Source organism: Thalassotalea eurytherma, from assembly GCF_030161415.1.
GTDB lineage: Bacteria > Pseudomonadota > Gammaproteobacteria > Enterobacterales > Alteromonadaceae > Thalassotalea_G > Thalassotalea_G eurytherma.
On record NZ_BSSU01000003.1, the window covers coordinates 183837 to 204444 of the forward strand.

Annotated in this window: 17 protein-coding genes; 12 read left to right on the plus strand and 5 right to left on the minus strand. The window is 40.2% G+C overall.

Features of this window, described 5'->3' with window-relative positions:
* Window positions 1–90: 90 nt before the first annotated feature.
* Both fadJ and fadI read right to left on the minus strand, forming a co-directional pair.
* Window positions 91–2220 (minus strand): fatty acid oxidation complex subunit alpha FadJ, encoded by a 2130-nt coding sequence (fadJ, locus tag QQK02_RS03605; protein ID WP_284206577.1) that lies wholly within the window; start codon window positions 2218–2220, stop codon window positions 91–93.
* Entirely contained in the window at window positions 2220–3527 is a 1308-nt protein-coding gene (fadI, locus tag QQK02_RS03610) for an acetyl-CoA C-acyltransferase FadI (RefSeq protein ID WP_284206578.1), read from the minus strand. Before fadI ends, fadJ begins: the two co-directional genes overlap by 1 nt.
* Window positions 3528–3790: 263 nt before the next feature.
* Between fadI and QQK02_RS03615 the strand changes: the two genes are divergently transcribed.
* The 11 genes from QQK02_RS03615 to QQK02_RS03665 all read left to right on the plus strand — a co-directional run bounded on the left by QQK02_RS03615 (window position 3791) and on the right by QQK02_RS03665 (window position 16042).
* Window positions 3791–4747 (plus strand): AAA family ATPase, encoded by a 957-nt coding sequence (locus tag QQK02_RS03615; RefSeq protein ID WP_284206579.1) that lies wholly within the window; start codon window positions 3791–3793, stop codon window positions 4745–4747.
* Between the two features lie 21 nt (window positions 4748–4768).
* A complete protein-coding gene (locus QQK02_RS03620; protein WP_284206580.1) occupies window positions 4769–5749 on the plus strand; it encodes a DUF58 domain-containing protein in 981 nt (326 codons plus the stop codon).
* Window positions 5737–6210 carry a DUF4381 domain-containing protein gene (locus QQK02_RS03625; protein WP_284206581.1) on the plus strand — a complete coding sequence of 158 codons (474 nt, stop codon included), beginning with the start codon at window positions 5737–5739 and terminating at the stop codon, window positions 6208–6210. Before QQK02_RS03620 ends, QQK02_RS03625 begins: the two co-directional genes overlap by 13 nt.
* On the plus strand, window positions 6203–7213 hold the full coding sequence (locus tag QQK02_RS03630) for a vWA domain-containing protein (RefSeq protein ID WP_284206582.1): 1011 nt from the start codon (window positions 6203–6205) through the stop codon (window positions 7211–7213). Before QQK02_RS03625 ends, QQK02_RS03630 begins: the two co-directional genes overlap by 8 nt.
* Window positions 7206–9134: a VWA domain-containing protein gene (locus tag QQK02_RS03635; protein WP_284206583.1), complete on the plus strand. Its 1929-nt coding sequence runs from the start codon at window positions 7206–7208 to the stop codon at window positions 9132–9134. Before QQK02_RS03630 ends, QQK02_RS03635 begins: the two co-directional genes overlap by 8 nt.
* On the plus strand, window positions 9128–10828 hold the full coding sequence (locus tag QQK02_RS03640) for a BatD family protein (protein ID WP_284206584.1): 1701 nt from the start codon (window positions 9128–9130) through the stop codon (window positions 10826–10828). The genes QQK02_RS03635 and QQK02_RS03640 overlap by 7 nt, the downstream gene beginning before the upstream one ends.
* Window positions 10829–10950: 122 nt before the next feature.
* Window positions 10951–11466, plus strand: a complete 516-nt coding sequence (locus QQK02_RS03645) for a sigma-70 family RNA polymerase sigma factor (protein ID WP_284206585.1) — start codon at window positions 10951–10953, stop codon at window positions 11464–11466.
* A complete protein-coding gene (locus tag QQK02_RS03650) occupies window positions 11429–12172 on the plus strand; it encodes a DUF3379 family protein (protein WP_284206586.1) in 744 nt (247 codons plus the stop codon). The genes QQK02_RS03645 and QQK02_RS03650 overlap by 38 nt, the downstream gene beginning before the upstream one ends.
* 95 nt (window positions 12173–12267) lie before the next feature.
* A complete protein-coding gene (gene putP, locus QQK02_RS03655; protein WP_284206587.1) occupies window positions 12268–13746 on the plus strand; it encodes a sodium/proline symporter PutP in 1479 nt (492 codons plus the stop codon).
* A gap of 94 nt (window positions 13747–13840) precedes the next feature.
* On the plus strand, window positions 13841–15067 hold the full coding sequence (locus tag QQK02_RS03660; protein ID WP_284206588.1) for an EAL and HDOD domain-containing protein: 1227 nt from the start codon (window positions 13841–13843) through the stop codon (window positions 15065–15067).
* A gap of 75 nt (window positions 15068–15142) precedes the next feature.
* Entirely contained in the window at window positions 15143–16042 is a 900-nt protein-coding gene (locus tag QQK02_RS03665) for a DMT family transporter (protein WP_284206589.1), read from the plus strand.
* Between the two features lie 41 nt (window positions 16043–16083).
* Here QQK02_RS03665 and galE read toward each other — a convergent pair whose 3' ends face one another.
* Window positions 16084–17091, minus strand: coding sequence for a UDP-glucose 4-epimerase GalE (gene galE, locus QQK02_RS03670; protein WP_284206590.1), 1008 nt, complete (start codon window positions 17089–17091; stop codon window positions 16084–16086).
* 1110 nt (window positions 17092–18201) lie between these two features.
* On the opposite strand from galE, the gene QQK02_RS03675 reads away from it, so the two are divergent.
* Window positions 18202–18339 (plus strand): hypothetical protein, encoded by a 138-nt coding sequence (locus tag QQK02_RS03675; protein ID WP_284206591.1) that lies wholly within the window; start codon window positions 18202–18204, stop codon window positions 18337–18339.
* A gap of 701 nt (window positions 18340–19040) precedes the next feature.
* Here the strand turns inward: QQK02_RS03675 and QQK02_RS03680 are convergent.
* Window positions 19041–19997, minus strand: coding sequence for a DHHA1 domain-containing protein (locus tag QQK02_RS03680; protein WP_284206592.1), 957 nt, complete (start codon window positions 19995–19997; stop codon window positions 19041–19043).
* 1 nt (window position 19998) lies between these two features.
* Window positions 19999–20607, minus strand: a complete 609-nt coding sequence (gene cysC, locus QQK02_RS03685; protein WP_284206593.1) for an adenylyl-sulfate kinase — start codon at window positions 20605–20607, stop codon at window positions 19999–20001.
* Between the last annotated feature and the right edge of the window lies 1 nt (window position 20608).

The following is a 20608-nucleotide window of genomic DNA, read 5'->3' on the forward strand; positions in this document are numbered from 1 at the left end:
AGTTAGCCAATAAAAAAGAGGCAAAATTTGCCTCTTTTTCAATCAACGGTTGCCGTATGGCAAAATTTTTCCGCCTATTTTAAGTCATGATTAGTAGTACGTACGACCTTCATCAGCCATCTTAACCAAGGCATCACATGGTTTGAATCGTTCACCATGTTCTTTTGCCCATTGATTCAACTGATTTACCACATTACTCGCGCCTACACTATCGATATATCGGTATGGCCCACCTAGGAATGGAGGGAAACCAATACCAAATATTGCGCCAATGTCACCATCTCTGGCGTTACGTACAATACTCTCATCTAAACAACGAGCTGCTTCATTTAACATCATGTAAACGCAACGTTTAGCGATATCAAGCTCATTCAATTTACCTTGTGGCTGCACACCTAATAAACCGTAGATAGATTCATCAACTTGCTTACCTTTCTTACCAGTACCGTATTGATAAAATCCTTTTTTAGCTTTTTTACCTAATCGGCCATCGGCAATCAACTTATCAAATGCTGCTGGCGGCGCAAAACGCTCACCTAATTCAGCTTGCAAGATAGGACCTATCTTAGAGCCAACATCAATACCTACTTCATCAAGTAACTGCATTGGCCCTACAGGGAATCCAAACTTAACGAGTGCTTTATCTAACTTTTCAACAGGTTCACCGGCTAGCAATAACATGGCCGCTTCGTTCATATAAGGCGCTAAAATACGGTTAACATAGAAGCCCGCCTTGTCTTTAACGACAATAGGCGTTTTACCTTGTTTTTTAGCAAAGGCAACCGTTGTTGAAATCGTTTCGTCGCTTGTAGTGTCATGGGCAATAATTTCCGCCAGCGGCATTTTGTCTACTGGTGAAAAATAATGTAAACCAATGACATTTTCTGGTCGTTTTGCGTTCGCAGCAATTTGCCCAATCGGCAAGCTTGACGTATTACTTGCAAAAATTGTAGATTCTTTACAGTTCTCTTCTACATCAGCTACCATTTTTTGCTTGAGCGATAAATCTTCGAAGACAGCCTCTACAATAATATCTGTATTGTTCAAACCTGAATAATCCAACGTACCAGTAATTCTGGCCATTTGCTGCTGCATTTCGCTGTGGCGCATAAAACGACGCTTAACCTTCTTATTCAGAATATCAAAGCTATATTTTAAAGCGTTGCTAATACCGGTATGGTTAATATCTTTTATACGAACAGGTAATTTAGCCTTCGTTGCAGTTACAAATGCAATACCACCACCCATTAAGCCACCACCAAGCACACCAGCTTGAGAGATTTTAGCAGGTTCAATACCTTCTACACCCTGCTCCTTCTTCATTTCAGTTGTAGCAAAAAAGATATTGCGAAGTTGCTCTGACTCGGCAGTCATAACAAGCTCAGAAAAGTTATTAGCTTCTACTTGAAACCCTTTTGCTGGAGATTGTTCAACACCCGCGCGAATACATTCAATAATTTTTAATGGCGCAGGATAGTTACCTTTAGTTTTTGATAAAACCGTTTTCTTTGCTTGGTCAAATACAACCTTTCGACCTAACGCATTGCCTTCTAACACTTTATCCATAAATGACATTTTACGTGCTTTAGGTTTAACCTTGCCCGTTTCTATCATTTCTTCAGCCGTACGAATCAAAACTGACTCAGGTACAACGTCATTAACAATGCCAGCTTTCAATGCTTGTTTCGCTCGAAGCTGCTTACCGGTAAGCATCATATCTAATGCTTTTTGAATACCGACAAGTTTTGGTAAGCGCTGAGTGCCGCCACCGCCAGGTAATAAACCTAGCTGCACTTCAGGCAAGCCCATCACTGTTTTAGTGCTATCAGAAGCAACACGACCATGACACGCTAACGCTAGCTCTAGTCCGCCGCCTAAACATGCGCCATGAACAGCAGCGACAATAGGAATGTGAAGGTTCACTAACTGATCAAAAATCGCATGGCCTTGCAATGCGATCTCTAAAACTTCTTCTTTAGATTCGCAACCTGCAAGCATATTTACATCAGCGCCAGCAACAAATGAGTCCGCTTTACCGCTAACTAAAACAATACCTTTGAGCGATGTATCGCTTTTAATATCAGCCAATACTTGCGTGATTTCATCACCAAACTCAGCTTTTAATGTGTTCATCGTATCGCCTTTTACATCCATTACTAGATGAGCAATACCTGACTCTTGTTTGATTAACTCAAACGCACTTTGTTTTTGTTCTGTCATTATGCTGTCTCCACAATCATAGCCGCACCTAAACCACCTGCAGCACATGCTGTGGTTAAACCAACACCGCCACCACGGCGATTCAATTCATTCAATGTTTGGGTAATCAAACGAGCACCAGTCGCTGCAAATGGGTGACCATAAGCCAAAGAACCGCCCATAACGTTAAACTTGGTCATATCGATATCACCAATTGCGTTACCTTGTCCGAGCTTTTCGTTAGCGAACTTTTTAGAGCCAAACATTTTCATATTTGCTAATGCTTGCGCAGCAAATGCTTCATGCATTTCGATAAGGTCTAAGTCTTTTAATTCCATACCTGCACGTTTCAATGCTAGCGGCGTAGCGTAGCTAGGACCCATTAGCATATCTTCCCATACATCTACTGCAGCGAATCCAAAGCTCTTAATATAACCAAGCGGTTGATATCCTAACTCTTTAGCGCGCCCTTCTCTCATCAACAAGATAGCTGCTGCACCATCTGTTAAAGGTGTTGAGTTAGCAGCCGTTACTGAACCATGCTTACGATCAAACACAGGACGAAGTTTTGCGTAACCTTCCAGAACAGAGTTTTCACGAATACAGTTATCTTTATCGATAAACTGTTTATAAGGCTCTGGGTGAGCCGTCATCACTTCACCATCTAAATTACCTTTTGCCCAGTTTTCTGTTGCAAGCGTATGTGATCGATGTGCTAAAGCATCTTGGTCAGCGCGAGAAATACCGTGGCTCTTAGCCATTTGCTCAGCAGTTTGTCCCATTGAAAGGCCGGTAGAGTATTCAGCAACTGCTGGAGGTACAGGTAATAAGTCTTTTAAACCGAGCTGACGAATCAAACCAAATTTTTGACCAAAGGTTTTGGCTTTAGATAAATCTAATAACGTACGCGCTAGTTTTTTCGATACACCAATAGGCGCAACAGAAGAAGAGTCGGCACCACCAGCGATACCAACATCAGCAGTACCCGCCATAATCGACTCTGCGATATTTACTGTTGATTGAAAGCTCGTTGCACAGGCGCGAGATACACTGTAAGCATCAGTATGAACACTCATGCCAGTACCTAATACTATTTCACGCGCAATATTTGGCGCTTCTGGCATTTGAACTACTTGACCGAAAACCAGTTGGTCTACGATCTTAGGATCTAAATCATGCTTTTTAATTAATTCGTTAACGACGATTTTACCTAAGTCTACCGCGGGTACACCGTGGTAAGCTGTTGCTTGTTTAGCAAATGGTGTACGTAAACCAGCAACAATTGCTATACGCTCACCATTGCGGGTTGTTAATGTATTTTTTGTCATACTCATTCCTTAATAAAGAGGTCTGACCTCTGTCAAGATAGCTTGATTCTACTTAACTGATAGAAATTTTCAATGTTGACTTTATGCTATTGCTAACTATCTGCTAACAAACTTAGCACTCATTACGGTAATTACGCATATTTACCTGTAAATTTTATTTACAAAAACAGTAAAAAATATGGTCAAATACTTGTGTTCAATATCTATTGCCCCATATAAAATGGTATGAATGCCATTAACCCATAATAAGATGTAAAAAATATATGTCATTACAAGCATTTAATACCCTGCAAAAACACTTAGCAGGTCAAATCATTGGTCAGTCATCTCTTGTCGAAAATTTGCTTATTGCGTTGCTTGCCAACGGTCATCTTATTGTTGAAGGCCCTCCAGGCTTAGCAAAAACAAGAGCAGTAAATGAACTCGCTAAGGGTTTAGAAGCAGACTTTCACCGTGTGCAGTTTACACCTGATTTATTGCCAGCTGATTTAACAGGCACCGATATCTATCGCCCAGAAGATGGCACCTTTAGTTTCCAAGCGGGTCCACTCTTTCGTAATCTAGTATTAGCCGACGAAATTAACCGTGCACCAGCTAAAGTGCAATCAGCCTTGTTAGAAGCCATGGCAGAAGGTCAAATATCCGTTGGTCGAAATACTTACAAATTACCTGATTTGTTTTTAGTGATGGCAACACAAAATCCGATCGAGCAAGAAGGTACCTATCCGTTGCCTGAAGCACAGCTTGATCGCTTTTTAATGCACCTAGATATTAATTATCCAGATGCAGCAAGCGAGTTAGAAATTTTAAAACTAAATCGTGGTGAAGCATTAAATCACACGAAGGCGCCGGTTAAAGAAATCACCCAAGATGATATTTTTGCTGCTCGTGAGCAAGTGCTGAGTATCCATATGGCTGATGCGGTTGAAAAATACATTGTTGATTTAATTATCGCGACACGAACGCCAGAGAAATATGATGACAAGTTAAAACAATGGATTGCCTTTGGTGCAAGTCCACGTGCGACGATTGCACTTGATCGCTGTGCCCGCGCTCGTGCTTGGCTCCATGGCAGAGATTTTGTTAGTCCTGAAGATGTTCAAGCCGTGTTTCATAACGTATTGCGTCATCGTATTTTGCTTACCTATCAAGCAGAAGCTGAAGGATTAACGTCAAATCAAATTCTTGACCATTTACTTTCGCTTGTTGCTGTCGGTTAGGCCACCTAAAAGGTGTATTCTGTGTGGTTTAATAAACAATCAAATAATGCCGAAGTCAGCGTTGAGCAAGTTTTAGCGAGCGCTAAAACCAATGGTATTAGCGTATCTATTGACGAACTTATAGCTTACCAAGCAAAGTCAACGCTGATCAATTTAGCGCCTCGACAGCAATTGCAGGGCAAGATGTCAGGGAACTACCTTGCCCGCTCCAAAGGTCGAGGTATGGAGTTTGATGAAGTTCGCCATTATCAAACCGGTGATGATATTCGCACGATTGATTGGCGTGTAACGGCTAGAACAGGTAAAACCCACACCAAGTTATTTCGTGAAGAGGTTGAACGCCCTGTACTGATCGCAACTGACCTAAGTCAAAATATGCACTTTGGCAGCCAGTTGTTGTTTAAGTCAGTTCAAGCGTCTCACCTTGCTTCCCTGCTAGCATGGCATGCTAAATCGCGCGGTGACCGTATTGGCGGTATCGTGTTTAACGAAGAGCAGCACATTGAATTAAAGCCTCGTTCACGTCAACAAGGAGTACTACATTACTTACATGCCTTGTGTGAGCTACAAACTCCGGTGAGCGCCGAGCACAGCGACAATCATTTTCAAGATAATTGTCGCCGCTTACGACAATTGGCCAAACCTGGTGCGCTCGTCTATTTAATCACCGACGGACATCATGTTAATCAAAGTAATGTCTATGACTTAATGATGATATCGCGTCATTGTGAGCTCGTCATTTGCTTGGTATCAGATCCGCTAGAGCACCAATTACCTAGTAGTCGTAAAAAACAATCAGTCACGCTATCTGATGGCAACACCCAGCAACAAATGATGTTAGGTGACAAAAAGTCTACAAATCACTATCAAGAACTTGCTAGTCATTTCCATCAAGAACGTTTATCGCTTCTGAAAAATGCCGGTGGCAGAGTGTTACATATTTCTTCAGCACAATTATTAGAAGACCAAATTAAATCAGAGGTGAATGCGTGGACCCGTTAGCACAATTGCACGACATTCAAACGCCAGAACCGATAGGCACATTTCCATTGGCAATAGGTTGGTATTTACTTATTGCTATCATTGTTTTGCTTACTGTGTTTTTAGTGCGTCACATCATTAAGCAAAAAAGATTAAAGAAAAATCAAAAACAAGCATTATCTTCATTAGAGAATGCCCAAACTAACCAAGCAATCATGGGTGTTTTAAAATGGGCAGCACTTGCCTACTTCCCTAGACAGCAGGTCGCTCATTTACACAGTAGTGAGTTTTTTGACTTCCTTAACAACAAATTGCCTGTGAAAAAGCAGCTCCATTTTCAATCGTTAAGTGACAATCACTTCGAGTCTTTGTACCAACAGCAAGAAAATGACTCAGCTTCACTTAAAAGTGCAGCCCACTACTGGCTAACCAATGCATTGCCAAACAGTTCGCATCCAAAAAATGGAGGCAAACATGTTTAGTTTTGAATGGCCTTGGGTATTACTGGCAAGTCTTTTACCGTTATTAGTCTATTGGCTGCCGGCAAATACCAGTCGTCAGCAAAGTGCATTACAAGTGCCGATTAAACTAGGTGGCTTGCAAGCGCAGTCTCATGCACCTACGCGAAACCGAGTCTCAATTGTTTTGCTCATTGTTATTTGGCTTTTGTTAGTTTTTTCTGCCGCTCGTCCGCGGTGGTTAGGCGAACCAATTAATATCCCAAATGAATCACGCGAAATGATGATCGCTGTTGATTTATCTGGCTCTATGCAAATAGAAGATATGTCATTACACGGTGCCAATGTGAACCGTCTTGATATGCTTAAAGAAGTATTAGGCGATTTTATCGAACGCCGGGTCGGCGACAGGCTAGGTTTGATACTGTTTGCCGACGATGCATATATGCAAACCCCCATGACATTTGATAGAGCGACTGTCGCGCAAATGTTAGATGAAGCCGTCATTGGTTTAGTTGGTAAAAAAACAGCTATTGGCGATGCCATGGCATTGTCTGTGAAACGCTTTAACCAAAAAGATGAGTCGAACCGTGTCCTGCTGTTGGTAACTGACGGCCAAAACACTGCAGGCAAAATTACACCAGAACAGGCTCTTGAATTGGCAGTATCTCAAGACGTGACGATATATACCATTGGTATCGGTGCTGATGAAATGATCCAACGCACGATTTTTGGTACGCGTAAAGTAAACCCATCTGCAGAGCTTGATGAAAAGTCGCTGAAAAATATTGCGCAACAAACAGGTGGCCAATATTTTCGTGCTAGAGATAGCCAAAGTATGAATGACATATACCAACAACTTGACCAGTTAGAGCCAGTCGAGCAAGAGCAGCAACAAATGCGTCCGCAAACTGCCCTATTTTATTATTCATTAGCTATCGCCTTAGGACTTGCGTTTATCTCCCTGCTCCTAAAAGCATTGCCATGGAGCACACAACCTAGCAAACGGGAGAAAGCAAATGGCTGATTTTCACTTTCTTCGCCCCCTGTGGTTTATTGCCTTAATTGCTTTGCCACTTATTATATGGCTGATTAAAAAATTAACCTTTCAATACTCGGGGTGGCAGCAAGTTATTCCTGCGCACCTGCAAAAAGTATTGATGTCACAAGGAAACAAAAAGCAAAGTGTATCGATTTTTGTACCCAGTTTAATTTTTGTCCTAGCTGTAACGGCACTAGCCGGTCCTACTTACCAAAAGCTACCGCAACCGGTATTCAATGTAGAACGTGGTTCAGTGATCGTGATGGATATGTCATATTCGATGTATTCAACTGATGTTGCGCCAAATCGACTTACCCGCTCACGCTTTAAAGCGATTGATATTCTTGACAGTATTAATGAAGGTGATATTGGCCTTGTTGCCTATGCCGGCGCGTCGTTTATCATTAGCCCGCTCACACAAGACATAAATAACATCAAACTACTATTACCTAGTCTAACACCTGAAATTATGCCTGAAATCGGTAGCGATCCCTTCCCTGCACTACTTACAGCAAATGATATGTTAATCAATGCAGGTCATCTAAAAGGGGATATTTATTGGTTGACTGATGACGTAGATCGACTCGATATCGAAGCAATTAACGAATTTATTCAAGACTACCCACATCGCTTAAATATTCTAGGAATAGGTACAAGCGATGGTGCGCCGATAACACTTCCAAATGGTGAGCTTTTAAAAGACGACACAGGGCAAATTGTTATCCCTAAGCTACCGATTGGAAAGTTAAATGGGCTAGCAAAGAAAAGTGGCGGCGTTTATCAAACGATTACCCATAGCCACGATGACGTTGAGTCACTTACAAGCTATCAACTACCTCAAGACTCAAAAGAGCTTGAACAAGAGCAAACAAAGTTAGGTGATAGCTGGCAAGAGCTTGGCCCTTATATCGTGTTCGCTATTTTACCCTTTGTATTAGGCTATTTTCGTCGTGGCATCATTTTATCGATCTTGCCTATTGTTATGTTTTTATCACCTACGCCATCAGCGCTGGCTCAATCAGCAGACAAAGCACAAGAAGTGCCTACTAAAGCTCAACCAGATAGCCCGCTGGTACAAGCATGGAATAATCTTTGGCAAACACCAGATCAGCAAGCCCAGAAAAAATACAACGACCAGAATTTTGAAGCCGCAGCACAGCAGTTTGAAGATAAGTTATGGCAATCAAGCGCCCAATATCGTTCAGGAAACTATCAGCAAGCAGCTGAAATTCTATCGGGGATAGATACCCCTCAAGCGCTATATAACAAAGGGAATGCGTTAGCTAAAGCAGGACAAATCGATGAAGCAATTGAAGCGTACCAACAAGCGCTAGATCAGCAGCCTGACTTCACACAAGCGCAAGACAACAAAGCCTTGCTTGAAAAGCTTAAAGAGCAAAACCAGCAACAAGATCAGCAAGGTAAAGATCAAGACCAACAAAAAGAAAGCGAACAAAACGAAAACCAAAATAATGATCAACAAGGCGAGCAAAATGGCGCTAACGATCAAGAAAACCAAAACAGCGAAAGCCAAGAGCAAAAAAGTGATACTGAAAACCAGCAGGATCAATCGCAAAATAACAAACAAGAAAACCAAAACCAGCAAGATAATGCTGAACAAGATCAAGAGCAAAGTGATCAACAGCAACAAAATGAACAAGACAAACAGCAAGAGCAGCAAGCTCAGAACCAAAATCAGCAAAAATCTGAAGGTGAAGAGCAACAGCAAGAAATGAAGCAGGCTGCAATGCAAGAAAGCGATCAAAAGCAAAAAGAATTAGAACAAAAACATATGCAATTGCTTAACAAAGTAACCGACGACCCTCACCTACTATTGCGCAATAAAATGCAATTAGAATATCAAAAACGTCGTCACCAAAATTCAGGAGCGAAGAAAAAGTGGTAAGAATTCTAACTAGCTTGATAATAACCTTAATTAGCTTCTCAAGCTTAGCTGTTAATAATGTCACAGCAACGATTGATAGAAACCCCGTAATCAAAGGTGAATCTTTCATTCTTGAAATTGTTGCAGACGACGATGCTGACTCTGATGCGTTAGACACCTCAGCCCTGTTAACTGACTTTATTGTTGGTCGAACCTCGGTTAGTTCACAAACCAGCATGATCAACTTTAAAACAACACGCTCAACACGTTGGAGTACTGTACTTATCGCAAAGCGCACGGGTGAGTTTGTCATTCCAGCGTTAAAAATTGATGATAAATATACGCAACCCATTACGGTAAAAGTACTATCACCTCAAGACAGTGGTCAGGCTGTTAACCGAGACTTATTTATTACCAATGAAATATCTAACACTGAATTATACGTTCAGCAAAATGTGACATTAACCGTAAAACTACACTTTGCCGCGAATTTAAAAAGAGGTAGCTTATCTGAGCCTCAATTAGCATCAGCCATTATTAAACAACTTGGTCAAGACAAAGAATCAGATGCCATTATTAATGGCCGTCGATTTCGCGTTATTGAACGCACATACACTATCAGCCCACAACAAAGTGGTGATTTCACACTAAAATCGCCGTTATTTTCTGGTGAAGTGCAACTCCAAACCTCAGGCGGACGTTCTAGCTTTTTCTCATTCGGTGAAACAAAATCTGTCAGCGTGATTGGTGAAGATATCAATTTAACGGTTATGCCTATTCCTGATAGCGCAAATGGTCAATGGTTACCGGCAGAGCTGCTTGCAGTGCACGATGAATGGCAACCAACGCCAGAAGAATTTAAAGTTGGTGAACCAATAACACGTACAATGACTATTACGGCTGCTGGGTTATCAGAAGAGCAACTGCCTAAAATCGAGTTAGCTGAAGTGCCGGGGCTGAAAATCTACCCTGATCAAGCGAGCCTGCACACGTCAATGAAGCAATCTCGACTCGTTTCTCAAAAGGTGCAAAGCTTCGCTGTGGTAGCGTCAAAACCAGGTACCTACAAAATTCCTGCGTTTGAAGTGCCTTGGTGGAATGCGGTAACCAATCGCCAAGAAGTTGCCCGCATTGAAGCACAAGAAATTACCGTGCTGCCAAATCCAAATGGAGTAACAACGGTGCCAACGTTCAATACCGTTGAACAACCTTTATCTGAGCCACAAGCACCTATAAACCAGTCTCAACCTCGACAACCGGTTACAGTAGTAGAATATAAAACGCCTTGGTTGCAATGGCTATTCTTGGCCCTTTGGTTGGGCACATGTTTGTTATGGTTTGTTAGTGCTAAATTTAAAAAATCGAAAAAAGCTAAAGAGCAAACAATACCGAAAAATGTTAATGAGTATTACCTGCAGTTGTTGTCTGCTTGTAAGCAAGGTAATGGCGAACGAGTCATGAGTTTACTTGTACCATGGTTGAACCTAAAACTAACGCAAGAGCACAGCAATAAACCTCCTATAACCAATCTTGCCCAAGCAACACAAACAATCGATAATTTAGCATTTACCGAAGCACTTAATGAACTGCAACAAGCCTATTACGGCAAAACGCAGCAGACTTGGAATGGTAAAGCACTATTCAATGCGTTGCAGCAAGTGCAAAAATCAGCTATTTCATCGAATAATGATCAATCGTTACGTTTAAATCCTTAATTCGTCGTTGTTTACTCACTAATTAAATTAAGGGCAGTGTAAATTTTACACTGCCCTTAATTTTTTTCTAAAATAAATAAAATGTGCGAAATTATTTTAAACACTCGCAGGTCTATTGATACATGACGACAAAACAACACAGATACGAAGCATTAGTGCAAGCTTGGAGTGCCGATTTATATCGTTACGCTTATTGGCTGTGCAAAGACAAACACGTTGCAGAAGATGTTGTCCAAGAAACATTTTTGCGTGCGTGGCGTTCACTTGATTCGTTAAAAGATGAAAAAGCAGCAAAGTCATGGCTTATCACTATTTTGCGACGTGAAAATGCACGACGCTTTGAGCGTAAGCAATTTGACATGGGTGAGTATGAAGAATCAACAATTGATGATGTGAAAGCAACATCAAGTGAGCAAAAAATAGAAAACCACTGGTTACGCGAAAAAATAGCCGCGCTACCTGAAGAGTATAGAGAACCACTTGTACTACAAGTATTAGGTGGCTTTAGTGGCGATGAAATAGCAGGTATTTTATCGTTAAACAAAAATACAGTGATGACACGACTTTTCAGAGCGCGTAATCAACTTAAAGAATTAGTAGATGAAGAACCAAAAGCAAGAGGTTTCAACAATGGATGATTTGCAATTTAGACGAAATGTATATGCAGATCCTTCTCACCTAGATGACGAAACACGTCAAGCTATTAAAGAAGATGCCAATCGAGAAAGTTTTGTCAGTGAACTCGAAGCATTAGATCAAGACATTAAACAAGCATTAAATATTGATGTGCCTGAAGATTTAAAAAGTAAGCTTATCTTAAAGCAAACCTTTGTAAGTCACAGACAACAACAGCGTAAAAAGCGTGTTCACTTGGCACTTGCTGCTTCTGTCGCTTTTGTGATGGGCTTAAGCCTAAAATTTATGCAGTTTTCTTCGGCTTATAATACATTGTCAGATCATGCGCTGGCGCATGTATATCACGAAGATGGTGTCTTCTCTAATCAGATGCCAGCTAATGTAACACTCGCGTCATTAAACAATAAAATGGAAACCTTTGACGGCTCATTTAATGGGCAAATTGGTGAATTAATTTCTGCAGAGTATTGCCGTTTTGATGGCATGAAGAGTTTACATTTAGTGTACAAAGGCATAACTAGCCCAGTGACTGTGTTTATTATTCCGCAAAATAAAGATCTTGAAATAGAATCGAGTTTTGCTGATGAAAACTTCAAAGGTAGAGCCGTTTCCTATCAAAACTCTAATGTCGTCATCATTGCCGATGAAAACGAAAAGTTAAATAAATGGCAAGAAAATGTTGAAAGCAATATACGTTGGTCAACTTAGCCCACTTTTATTGCTAACCATTTAATAAAACTAGAGAGTACATGCTAAGTTAATTATGATAAATTACCCATAATTATTATAACTAACTTAGCTGTATGACATTTGAACTCCCTACCCTCATAACATTTATTGGCTACCTATTCGTCACATTAGGTATAGGCTTCTTCGCATATAAAGCAACAGACACCTTAAGCGACTACATTCTTGGTGGACGTCAATTAGGCCCTGCAGTTACCGCGCTAAGTGTGGGTGCTTCAGATATGAGTGGCTGGTTGCTATTAGGTTTACCTGGTGCGGTCTATTTATCTGGCGTAAGTGAAGTGTGGATTGGTGTAGGTTTAGTTGTCGGCGCTTTCTTCAACTGGCTTTTAGTCGCACCAAAACTCCGTAGCTTTACTGAAAAAGCTAACGATGCGTTAACTATTCCAGAGTTTTTAGAGCAACGCTTTAACGACAAGTCTCATACCCTTCGCTTTGTTTCTGCTATCACTATTTTAGTGTTCTTCACCTTTTACGTTTCTTCAGGTCTTGTCGGTGGCGCAATTCTTTTTGAAGAAGTATTTGGCTTAGAGTACATGAATGCCTTAATGATTGGCGCATTGGTTATTGTTTCATATACCTTTTTAGGTGGTTTTTTAGCGGTAAGTTGGACTGACTTTTTCCAAGGTTGCTTAATGTTTTTGGCGCTAATTGTTTTACCAATTGTCGCGATTAACGACTTAGGCGGATTAGATAAAACACAAGCCATATTAACAAACATAAACCCAGACTATGATTCACTGAGTAAAGGCTTTACTTGGTTAGGCTTTATTTCGTTATTTGCCTGGGGCTTAGGTTATTTTGGTCAACCACATATTCTCTCTCGCTTTATGGCAATTCGTTCAACAAAAGATATTCCAAAGTCTCGAAACATCGCCATGGGTTGGATGATCATTTCTTTATTTGGTGCGCTCGGTGTTGGTCTAGTCGGCTCTGCTTATTTTGCCGAATCACCGTTAGATAATCCTGAAACTGTTTTCATCTTTTTAACACAAGCTGTATTTAACCCTTGGGTAGCAGGTATCTTAATTGCTGCAATTTTATCGGCTATCATGAGCACTATAGACTCTCAACTACTTGTTTGCTCAAGTGTTATCGTTGAAGACTTCTACAAACACATCTCAAAACGCAAAGCGTCTGAAAACGAACTTGTGTGGTTAACACGCTTTTCGTTATTGGCCATTGCGATAATCGCTACCTGGGTTGCAACAAATCCAGAGAGCTCAGTGCTTGATTTAGTAAGTTATGCTTGGGCTGGTTTTGGTGCCGCATTTGGCCCTGCTATTTTATTCAGTTTGTATTGGCCGAAATATACTAAGCAAGGTGCACTCGCAACAATCGTAAATGGTGCTATTATCGTTATTGTATGGAAGCAATTGTCTGGCGGAATTTTTGACTTATACGAAATTGTGCCTGCCTTTATCTTAGCAAGTATCGCCGGCTACGTAGTGAGCTTACTCACTCAAAAGGACAACCCTGCTGAAGCGGTTTACCACCAACTTAATAATTGTGAAAATAATGAGAACATAGCATAAAGCGCTTGTTTTTTATGGGCTATTAGTTAATCATTGGCGTTAACTAACAACACGAGTCCTGTCCTTGCTAAAGGTAAATAGGTTTTAAAGTTACATGTATTTTTATGCTGCACGACAGCCGATTTTAGATAAAGATAAAAACCTTTTCGGTTACGAACTTTTGTTCCGAGAAGGTTTAGATAATATTTTCCCTGAGCATGTCGATGGTGACGAAGCCACCACAAAAATGATTGAAGCAAGCCGTTTCAATGCGGGCATAAATGAGTTTACTCACGGTAAACCTGCCTTTATTAACTTCACGCTTGATACCATATTAAAAGGCTATGCCACTATGTTATCAACTGAAGAAGTGATCATTGAAATCCTTGAAACAGTTAAACCTGGCAAGCGCTTACTGGCCGAGTGTCAAAAGCTGCATGAACTTGGTTACACATTAGTTTTAGACGATTATAAACATCAAAAAGTTTGGGCTCACTTCTATCCGTATATCAGCATTATTAAAGTGGACTTACTCAATACAAGTATTGAAGAAATTTTAGAAATAAAAGAGGCCATAACAAAACACCCTAATATCAAGCTGTTGGCTGAAAAAGTTGAGACTCACGAGCAATACCAGCAATGTATTGAATTAGATTTTGAGCTTTTTCAAGGATACTTCTTCTCAAAACCTGAAGTTGTTAAAGCGCGCAACCTGTCACCATCGCAATTAGCAATGGCTGAATTACTTTATGAAATGTCGAAGCCAGAGTTAGATTTGGCTAATATTACGGCAGTATTTGAGCGTGATGTGACATTATCTTACAAGTTATTGAGATATGTTAATTCACCTATATTTAGACGAAGAAATGAAATATCTACCATTAAGCAAGCCTTAGTTATTTTGGGGGTTAATGAGCTTAAGAAGTTTTTAGGATTATTATTTGCCTCAAATATTAATCCTCACAAGCCTTCTGAACTTGTAAACCTATCAATGGCGCGTGCTAAATTCTGTGAAAATATTGGTGAAAGTTTATCAAGCAAAGTAGATACCTCTACCACATTCTTAATCGGTCTTTTGTCTCTTATCGACGCTATCTTAGATGAAGATATTGAAGTGGTTCTAGAAAAGCTCCCTCTTGCCCAAGAAATAAAAGATCCGCTTATTACCAAACGTGGTACTATGGCAGCGCTAATTTTGCTTGCTGAGAAAATTGAAAAGGCTGAATTTGAGTCGGTTCAAGCGATCATCAACAAGCTTGAATTAGAAAAAGATGATGTAGTTAAAGCTTATCATGACGCCGTAGTTTGGGCCGACGAGCAAACTAAAATAGCAAACGGCTAGTTTACATAGAACTAGCTCTTAAACTTAGCAAAGACTTAGTTATCGCTTAGTAAATTTGTAAACAAAGAATCTCTCATGGAAAAACACCAACCGGCCGCCATTCAATATGGTTTGGGCGCAGTACTGCTGTGGTCTACTGTAGCTACAGCCTTTAAATTATCACTAGAGCACCTATCACCTGCTCAATTACTTTTTTACGCCTCTATTACGACTTGGCTTTTACTTTTTGTTATTTTGCTTTTAAAAAAGCAGCTCAACCAAGTATTGCCTGCATTCAAGGCATCACCAATAAGGTTTATCCAGTTAGGGCTAATCAACCCTGCGTTGTATTATTTAATTCTATTTGAAGCCTACGACTTACTGCCTGCGCAACAGGCTCAAACCCTAAATTACACATGGGCGATAACATTAAGTTTGCTTGCCGTACCGTTTCTTGGTCATAAGCTAACTAAGTATGACGCTTTAGCACTGATACTTGCTTACTTTGGCGCCGCAATTATATCGACACAAGGCCAATTAACAGAGCTTAACTTTACTAGCACACTCGGTGTTGCCTTAGCACTAATTTCAACCGTGCTGTGGGCCATTTACTGGATTATCAATACCAAAAATACAGCGAAACCAATCGTCAGCTTATTTCTTTGTTTTAGCGTTGGTATTCCGGTCATTGCACTAGTGATGACAGTGCAAGGACAGTGGCAAACACCAAGCACCGAAGGACTAATTGGCGCTATCTATGTTGGGTTATTTGAGATGGGCATAACGTTTATTTTATGGCTGTATGCGTTAAAAAAAGCGACGAATACTTCACAAGTAAGTATGCTAATTTTTATCTCGCCTTTCCTATCCCTTTATTTTATCTACTTATTTCTTGGTGAAAGCATTCATCCTGCAACCATTATTGGTTTGAGCTTTATCGTTGTTGGTTTGGTGTCACAACAAATACTGAATAAGAAAAAAATGGGCTCTGAGTAATTATACTCAAAGCCCATTTAATATGACTGGATTAGATACTTTTAATAACCATTAGGGTTATTTGATTGCCAACACCACGTATCTTCAATCATCGCATGTAAATCACGCTCGGCTTGCCACTCAAGTAGATTCTTCGCAATATCCGCATTGGCATATACGGTTGCAATATCACCGTCACGACGCGGAGCAATGGCAAATGGAATATCTTGTCCACTAATTTTTTTAAACGTATTAACAATTTCTAACACTGATGTACCATTACCAGTACCAAGGTTAATCGGTTGGCAACCTTCAATGATATTTAGCTTTTGTAATGCTTTTACGTGACCAAGCGCTAAATCAACGACATGAATATAGTCTCTCACGCCTGTACCATCTGGCGTATCATAGTCATCACCAAATACTTGTAACTCTTTTAATCTGCCAACGGCAACCTGAGATACATATGGTAATAAATTATTTGGAATACCATTTGGATTTTCACCAATTAAACCTGAGGCATGAGCGCCGATAGGGTTGAAGTAACGCAGACATGCAATCGACCATTCACCATCACTTTTGGCTAAATCAAATAAGATATGCTCAATCATTAATTTAGTTTGACCATAAGGATTAGTCGCTGAAGTAGGCATAGACTCATCTAGCGGCGATGTATTTTTATCACCATATACGGTAGCAGACGAGCTAAAAACGAGGTTTTTCACACCATGGTTAGCCATAACTTGCAATAAAGTAACCGAGCCTGAAACATTATTATGATAGTAACTTAACGGGATATCATTTGACTCCCCTACCGCTTTTAAACCAGCAAAGTGAACAACAGCTGAAATATCATGTTCATCAAATACGGCATTCATTGCAACTTCATCACAAATATCGGCTTTAATGAAGGTTGGAAGTTTCCCAGTAATAGACTCAATACGATCAAGTACTTTAGTAGAAGAGTTAAAAAGGTTGTCGACAATAATAACGTCTTCGCCAAGGTTTAATAATTCAACCACGGTATGGCTACCAATGTAACCTGTGCCGCCTGTAATTAATAAGCTCATTTTGTTTAATTCATCCTTAATGATTTAAGCTATTTACATTTGATAAATATGTTTAGAGAAACGTAATTAAATCAACGTAATCATATTACTCTTTAAACAGGTTAAGCATACCTTGAAACTCAAAAGAATAACTTATACCTAATAGCTATAATGGTAAATTTGTATTTTTTAGATTCTATTCTAATCTTACTGGCGTGACCATATTTTTAAGCAGGATGCTTAATTAAAAGTGGTTACGGTAGCATGAGGCTACCCATGGAAGAAGCGTACAGGGAGTACAAATCACGGATGATTTTCCCGCTTTTTTTCAAACCTCAACTTCAAGCTAGATAAACATTTATTAGGCCTTTTGTTGGTTCCTTGGCCTATTTTTTTTGCTTGAATGATTGTTTAGCACTGTTATTTAGAGATACCGACCTTCGTCGGTATGACATTCAAAACTAAAGCACTCGTCGGTATGACGGCTCACACGAAGAGATAAGTCGTTGTTGCAAAAAATATGAGTCATTGTAGCGAAAGATAAGTGTCATTGTGGCGAAGGCCGCAATCTCCAGCAAAGTGCGGTAACAAAGCCCATGAAGCGCAATGATTTAATAACTAAATAATAGATACCGACCTTCGTCGGTATGACATTCAAAATTAAAGTAGTCGTCGGTATGACAGTTAATACCGAAGATATGAGTCATTGTGGCGAAGGCCGCAATCTCCATTAGAGTGCAGTAAGAAATCTCATGAAGCTCAGGCTTAATAACTAAATAAGAGATACCGACCTTCGTCGGTATGACAGTTCACACCGAAGATATGAGTCATTGTGGCGAAGGCCGCAATCTTTAATAGTGTACAGTAACAATACCTATGACGCTCAATGATTTAATAACTAAACAAGAAATACCGACCTTCGTCGGTATGACAGTTCACACCGAAGATATGAGTCATTGTGGCGAAGGATAAGTGTCATTGTGGCGAAGGATAAGTGTCATTGTGGCGAAGGATAAGTGTCATTGTGGCGAAGGCCGCAATCTTTAATAGTGTGCAGTAACAGTAACAGTAACAATACCTATGACGCTCAATGATTTAATAACTAAATAATAGATACCGACCTTCGTCGGTATGACATTCAAAACTAAAGCACTCGTCGGTATGACAGTTAATACCGAAGATATGAGTCATTGTGGCGAAGGCCGCAATCTCCAGCAAAGTGCGGTAACAAAGCCCATGAAGCGCAATGATTTAATAACTAAACAATAGATACCGACCTTCGTCGGTATGACGGCTCACACGAAGAGATGAGTCATTGTGGCGAAGGCCGCAATCTCCATCAGAGTGCTGTAACAAAGCCCATGAAGCCTAAAGATTTAATAACTAAATAAGAGATACCGACCTTCGTCGGTATGACATTCAAAACTAAAGCACTCGTCGGTATGACAGTTAATACCGAAGATATGAGTCATTGTGGCGAAGGCCTCAATCTCCAGTGAAGTGCTGTAACAGTGCCTATGAAGCTCAATGATTTAATAACTAAATAAGAGATACCGACCTTCGTCGGTATGACGGCTCACACGAAGAGATGAGTCATTGTGGCGAAGCCCACAATCTTTGCCAAAGTAAAATAACAAGAAACGTTGAAACACCTTACTTCACAAGTTAACCAGAGATACCGACCTTCGTCGGTATGACAGTTCATACCGAAGATAGAGTCATTGTGGCGAAGGCCGCAATCTCAAGCAAAGTGCTGTAACAAAGCCTATGACGCTCAATGATTTAATAACTAAACCAGAGATACCGACCTACGTCGGCATGACATTCAAAACTAAAGTAGTAGTCCTATGACATTCAAAAATAAGGTAGTCGTCGGTATGACATTCGTTTTGTAAGCTTCTTTTTGACATTCAAAAGATTACTAATCATCGGGGTGATGACTAGTTATCATTCAAACATACGCCAATACTTTAAGCGTAATACTCAGAAACAACAGCAATAAACTTATCAAGTTCCGATTTAGGTAATCTATTTATACCCGCGGCTGCGGCTCTACCACCACCAGTTTCAAACTGGGCACAAATATCGCCAGCTCCTTGTTTGTTGTTTAAAGGGGCACGTAAACTCACGGTATAGCTTTCGTCAGCATTTAGGGTAAAAACAGCATGAGCTTTATCTGGTGACTGGTTTGCTAAATCATTGCCATAAACGCCACTTACGCGGCGAGCCCATGGCTCATCGACTAATTCCACAACATAAAGCACATTCGAGTCGCTCAGCACCGGAGAAGCTTTTGCTTTAGCCATATCATCTTTATAAGCCGTTGCCAGTTGATGATAAATGGAATTAGGTTGGTTTATTAAATCAAACGGGTTATCAAATTCGACTAACTGTTTAAACAGATCACTCGGTGTAAAGTGTAAGTCATTAACATCACGGCCATAACCGTTATAGTTAATATAAATACCCAGTGATTTAAGCTGCTCAGCTTGCTCTTTAGATAACTTTTCTTGAGCAGCTAACTGATCGGCAGAAGCAATCATATTATCACCGTACGCTGCCGCAATAGCCCATAATACATATTTACTATTTAGCTGTTGGTTTACCAAAAGGCTAGTACAAGTATTCGCATCAGTATCTATCGTAGCGTTTAAATACTCTGAATCTGGAATATCACCAGGACGATGGTGATCGACATAATCAACACTTATTTTATTGGTCACTAACTTGTTTAGCGCATCGATATTTTTCTCCATCGATATATCAAGTACAGTTACTGAATTGGCAGATTCAACATCAACTTGCTTAAGTAAGGCAATATCTCTTTTTACGCCTGTTACTAACGTGCTTTGCTTTGGTTCATGTAAACGCAATTGAACAAGGGCTAAAATACCGTCAGCGTCACCATTAAAAACATCAAAATGCATCTTAGCTTTCTCCCTTCACAAAGCCTTTACTAATTAAAAAATTAACAATTTGCTTTGCACACTGCTCTATCGACTGCTCAGCTGTTTTCACATGAATCTCAGGTGACTGAGGAATATCGTAATCTGAGTCGATACCTGTGAAGTGCTTTATTTCACCGGCGCGTGCTTTTTTATACAAACCTTTAGGGTCACGTGATTCACATACAGCGATAGGCGTATCGATAAATACTTCGATAAACTCACCTTCAGACAACTTTTCTTTAGCCATTGCACGATCGCTTGCAAAAGGTGAAATAAATGCCGTTGAAACAATAAGGCCTGAGTCACAAAACAGTTTAGCGACTTCAGAGATTCTACGAATATTCTCTACTCGCTCATCATCACTAAAGCCTAAATCACCATTTAAGCCATGACGAACATTGTCACCATCAAGTAAATAACTATGACAGCCCATGTCAAATAACATCGCATCAACTGCGTTTGCTACAGTAGATTTTCCAGAGCCGCTAAGGCCTGTGTACCATAACAAGCAAGGCTTTTGATTTTTTTGAGCACTACGTTGCTCTTTCGTAATTACTTGTTCGTGCCAAACGGTATTTTCAGTTTTCATT

Bases quoted from the DNA above. Each gene is read 5' to 3' on its own strand.
- fadJ (WP_284206577.1), bottom strand. From the start codon at position 2,220: ATGACAGAACAAAAACAAAGTGCGTTTGAGTTAATCAAACAAGAGTCA.
- fadI (WP_284206578.1), bottom strand. From the start codon at position 3,527: ATGACAAAAAATACATTAACAACCCGCAATGGTGAGCGTATAGCAATT.
- QQK02_RS03615 (WP_284206579.1), top strand. From the start codon at position 3,791: ATGTCATTACAAGCATTTAATACCCTGCAAAAACACTTAGCAGGTCAA.
- QQK02_RS03630 (WP_284206582.1), top strand. From the start codon at position 6,203: ATGTTTAGTTTTGAATGGCCTTGGGTATTACTGGCAAGTCTTTTACCG.
- QQK02_RS03635 (WP_284206583.1), top strand. From the start codon at position 7,206: ATGGCTGATTTTCACTTTCTTCGCCCCCTGTGGTTTATTGCCTTAATT.
- QQK02_RS03645 (WP_284206585.1), top strand. From the start codon at position 10,951: ATGACGACAAAACAACACAGATACGAAGCATTAGTGCAAGCTTGGAGT.
- QQK02_RS03650 (WP_284206586.1), top strand. From the start codon at position 11,429: ATGAAGAACCAAAAGCAAGAGGTTTCAACAATGGATGATTTGCAATTT.
- putP (WP_284206587.1), top strand. From the start codon at position 12,268: ATGACATTTGAACTCCCTACCCTCATAACATTTATTGGCTACCTATTC.
- QQK02_RS03660 (WP_284206588.1), top strand. From the start codon at position 13,841: ATGTATTTTTATGCTGCACGACAGCCGATTTTAGATAAAGATAAAAAC.
- QQK02_RS03665 (WP_284206589.1), top strand. From the start codon at position 15,143: ATGGAAAAACACCAACCGGCCGCCATTCAATATGGTTTGGGCGCAGTA.
- galE (WP_284206590.1), bottom strand. From the start codon at position 17,091: ATGAGCTTATTAATTACAGGCGGCACAGGTTACATTGGTAGCCATACC.
- QQK02_RS03675 (WP_284206591.1), top strand. From the start codon at position 18,202: ATGACATTCAAAACTAAAGCACTCGTCGGTATGACAGTTAATACCGAA.
- QQK02_RS03680 (WP_284206592.1), bottom strand. From the start codon at position 19,997: ATGCATTTTGATGTTTTTAATGGTGACGCTGACGGTATTTTAGCCCTT.
- cysC (WP_284206593.1), bottom strand. From the start codon at position 20,607: ATGAAAACTGAAAATACCGTTTGGCACGAACAAGTAATTACGAAAGAG.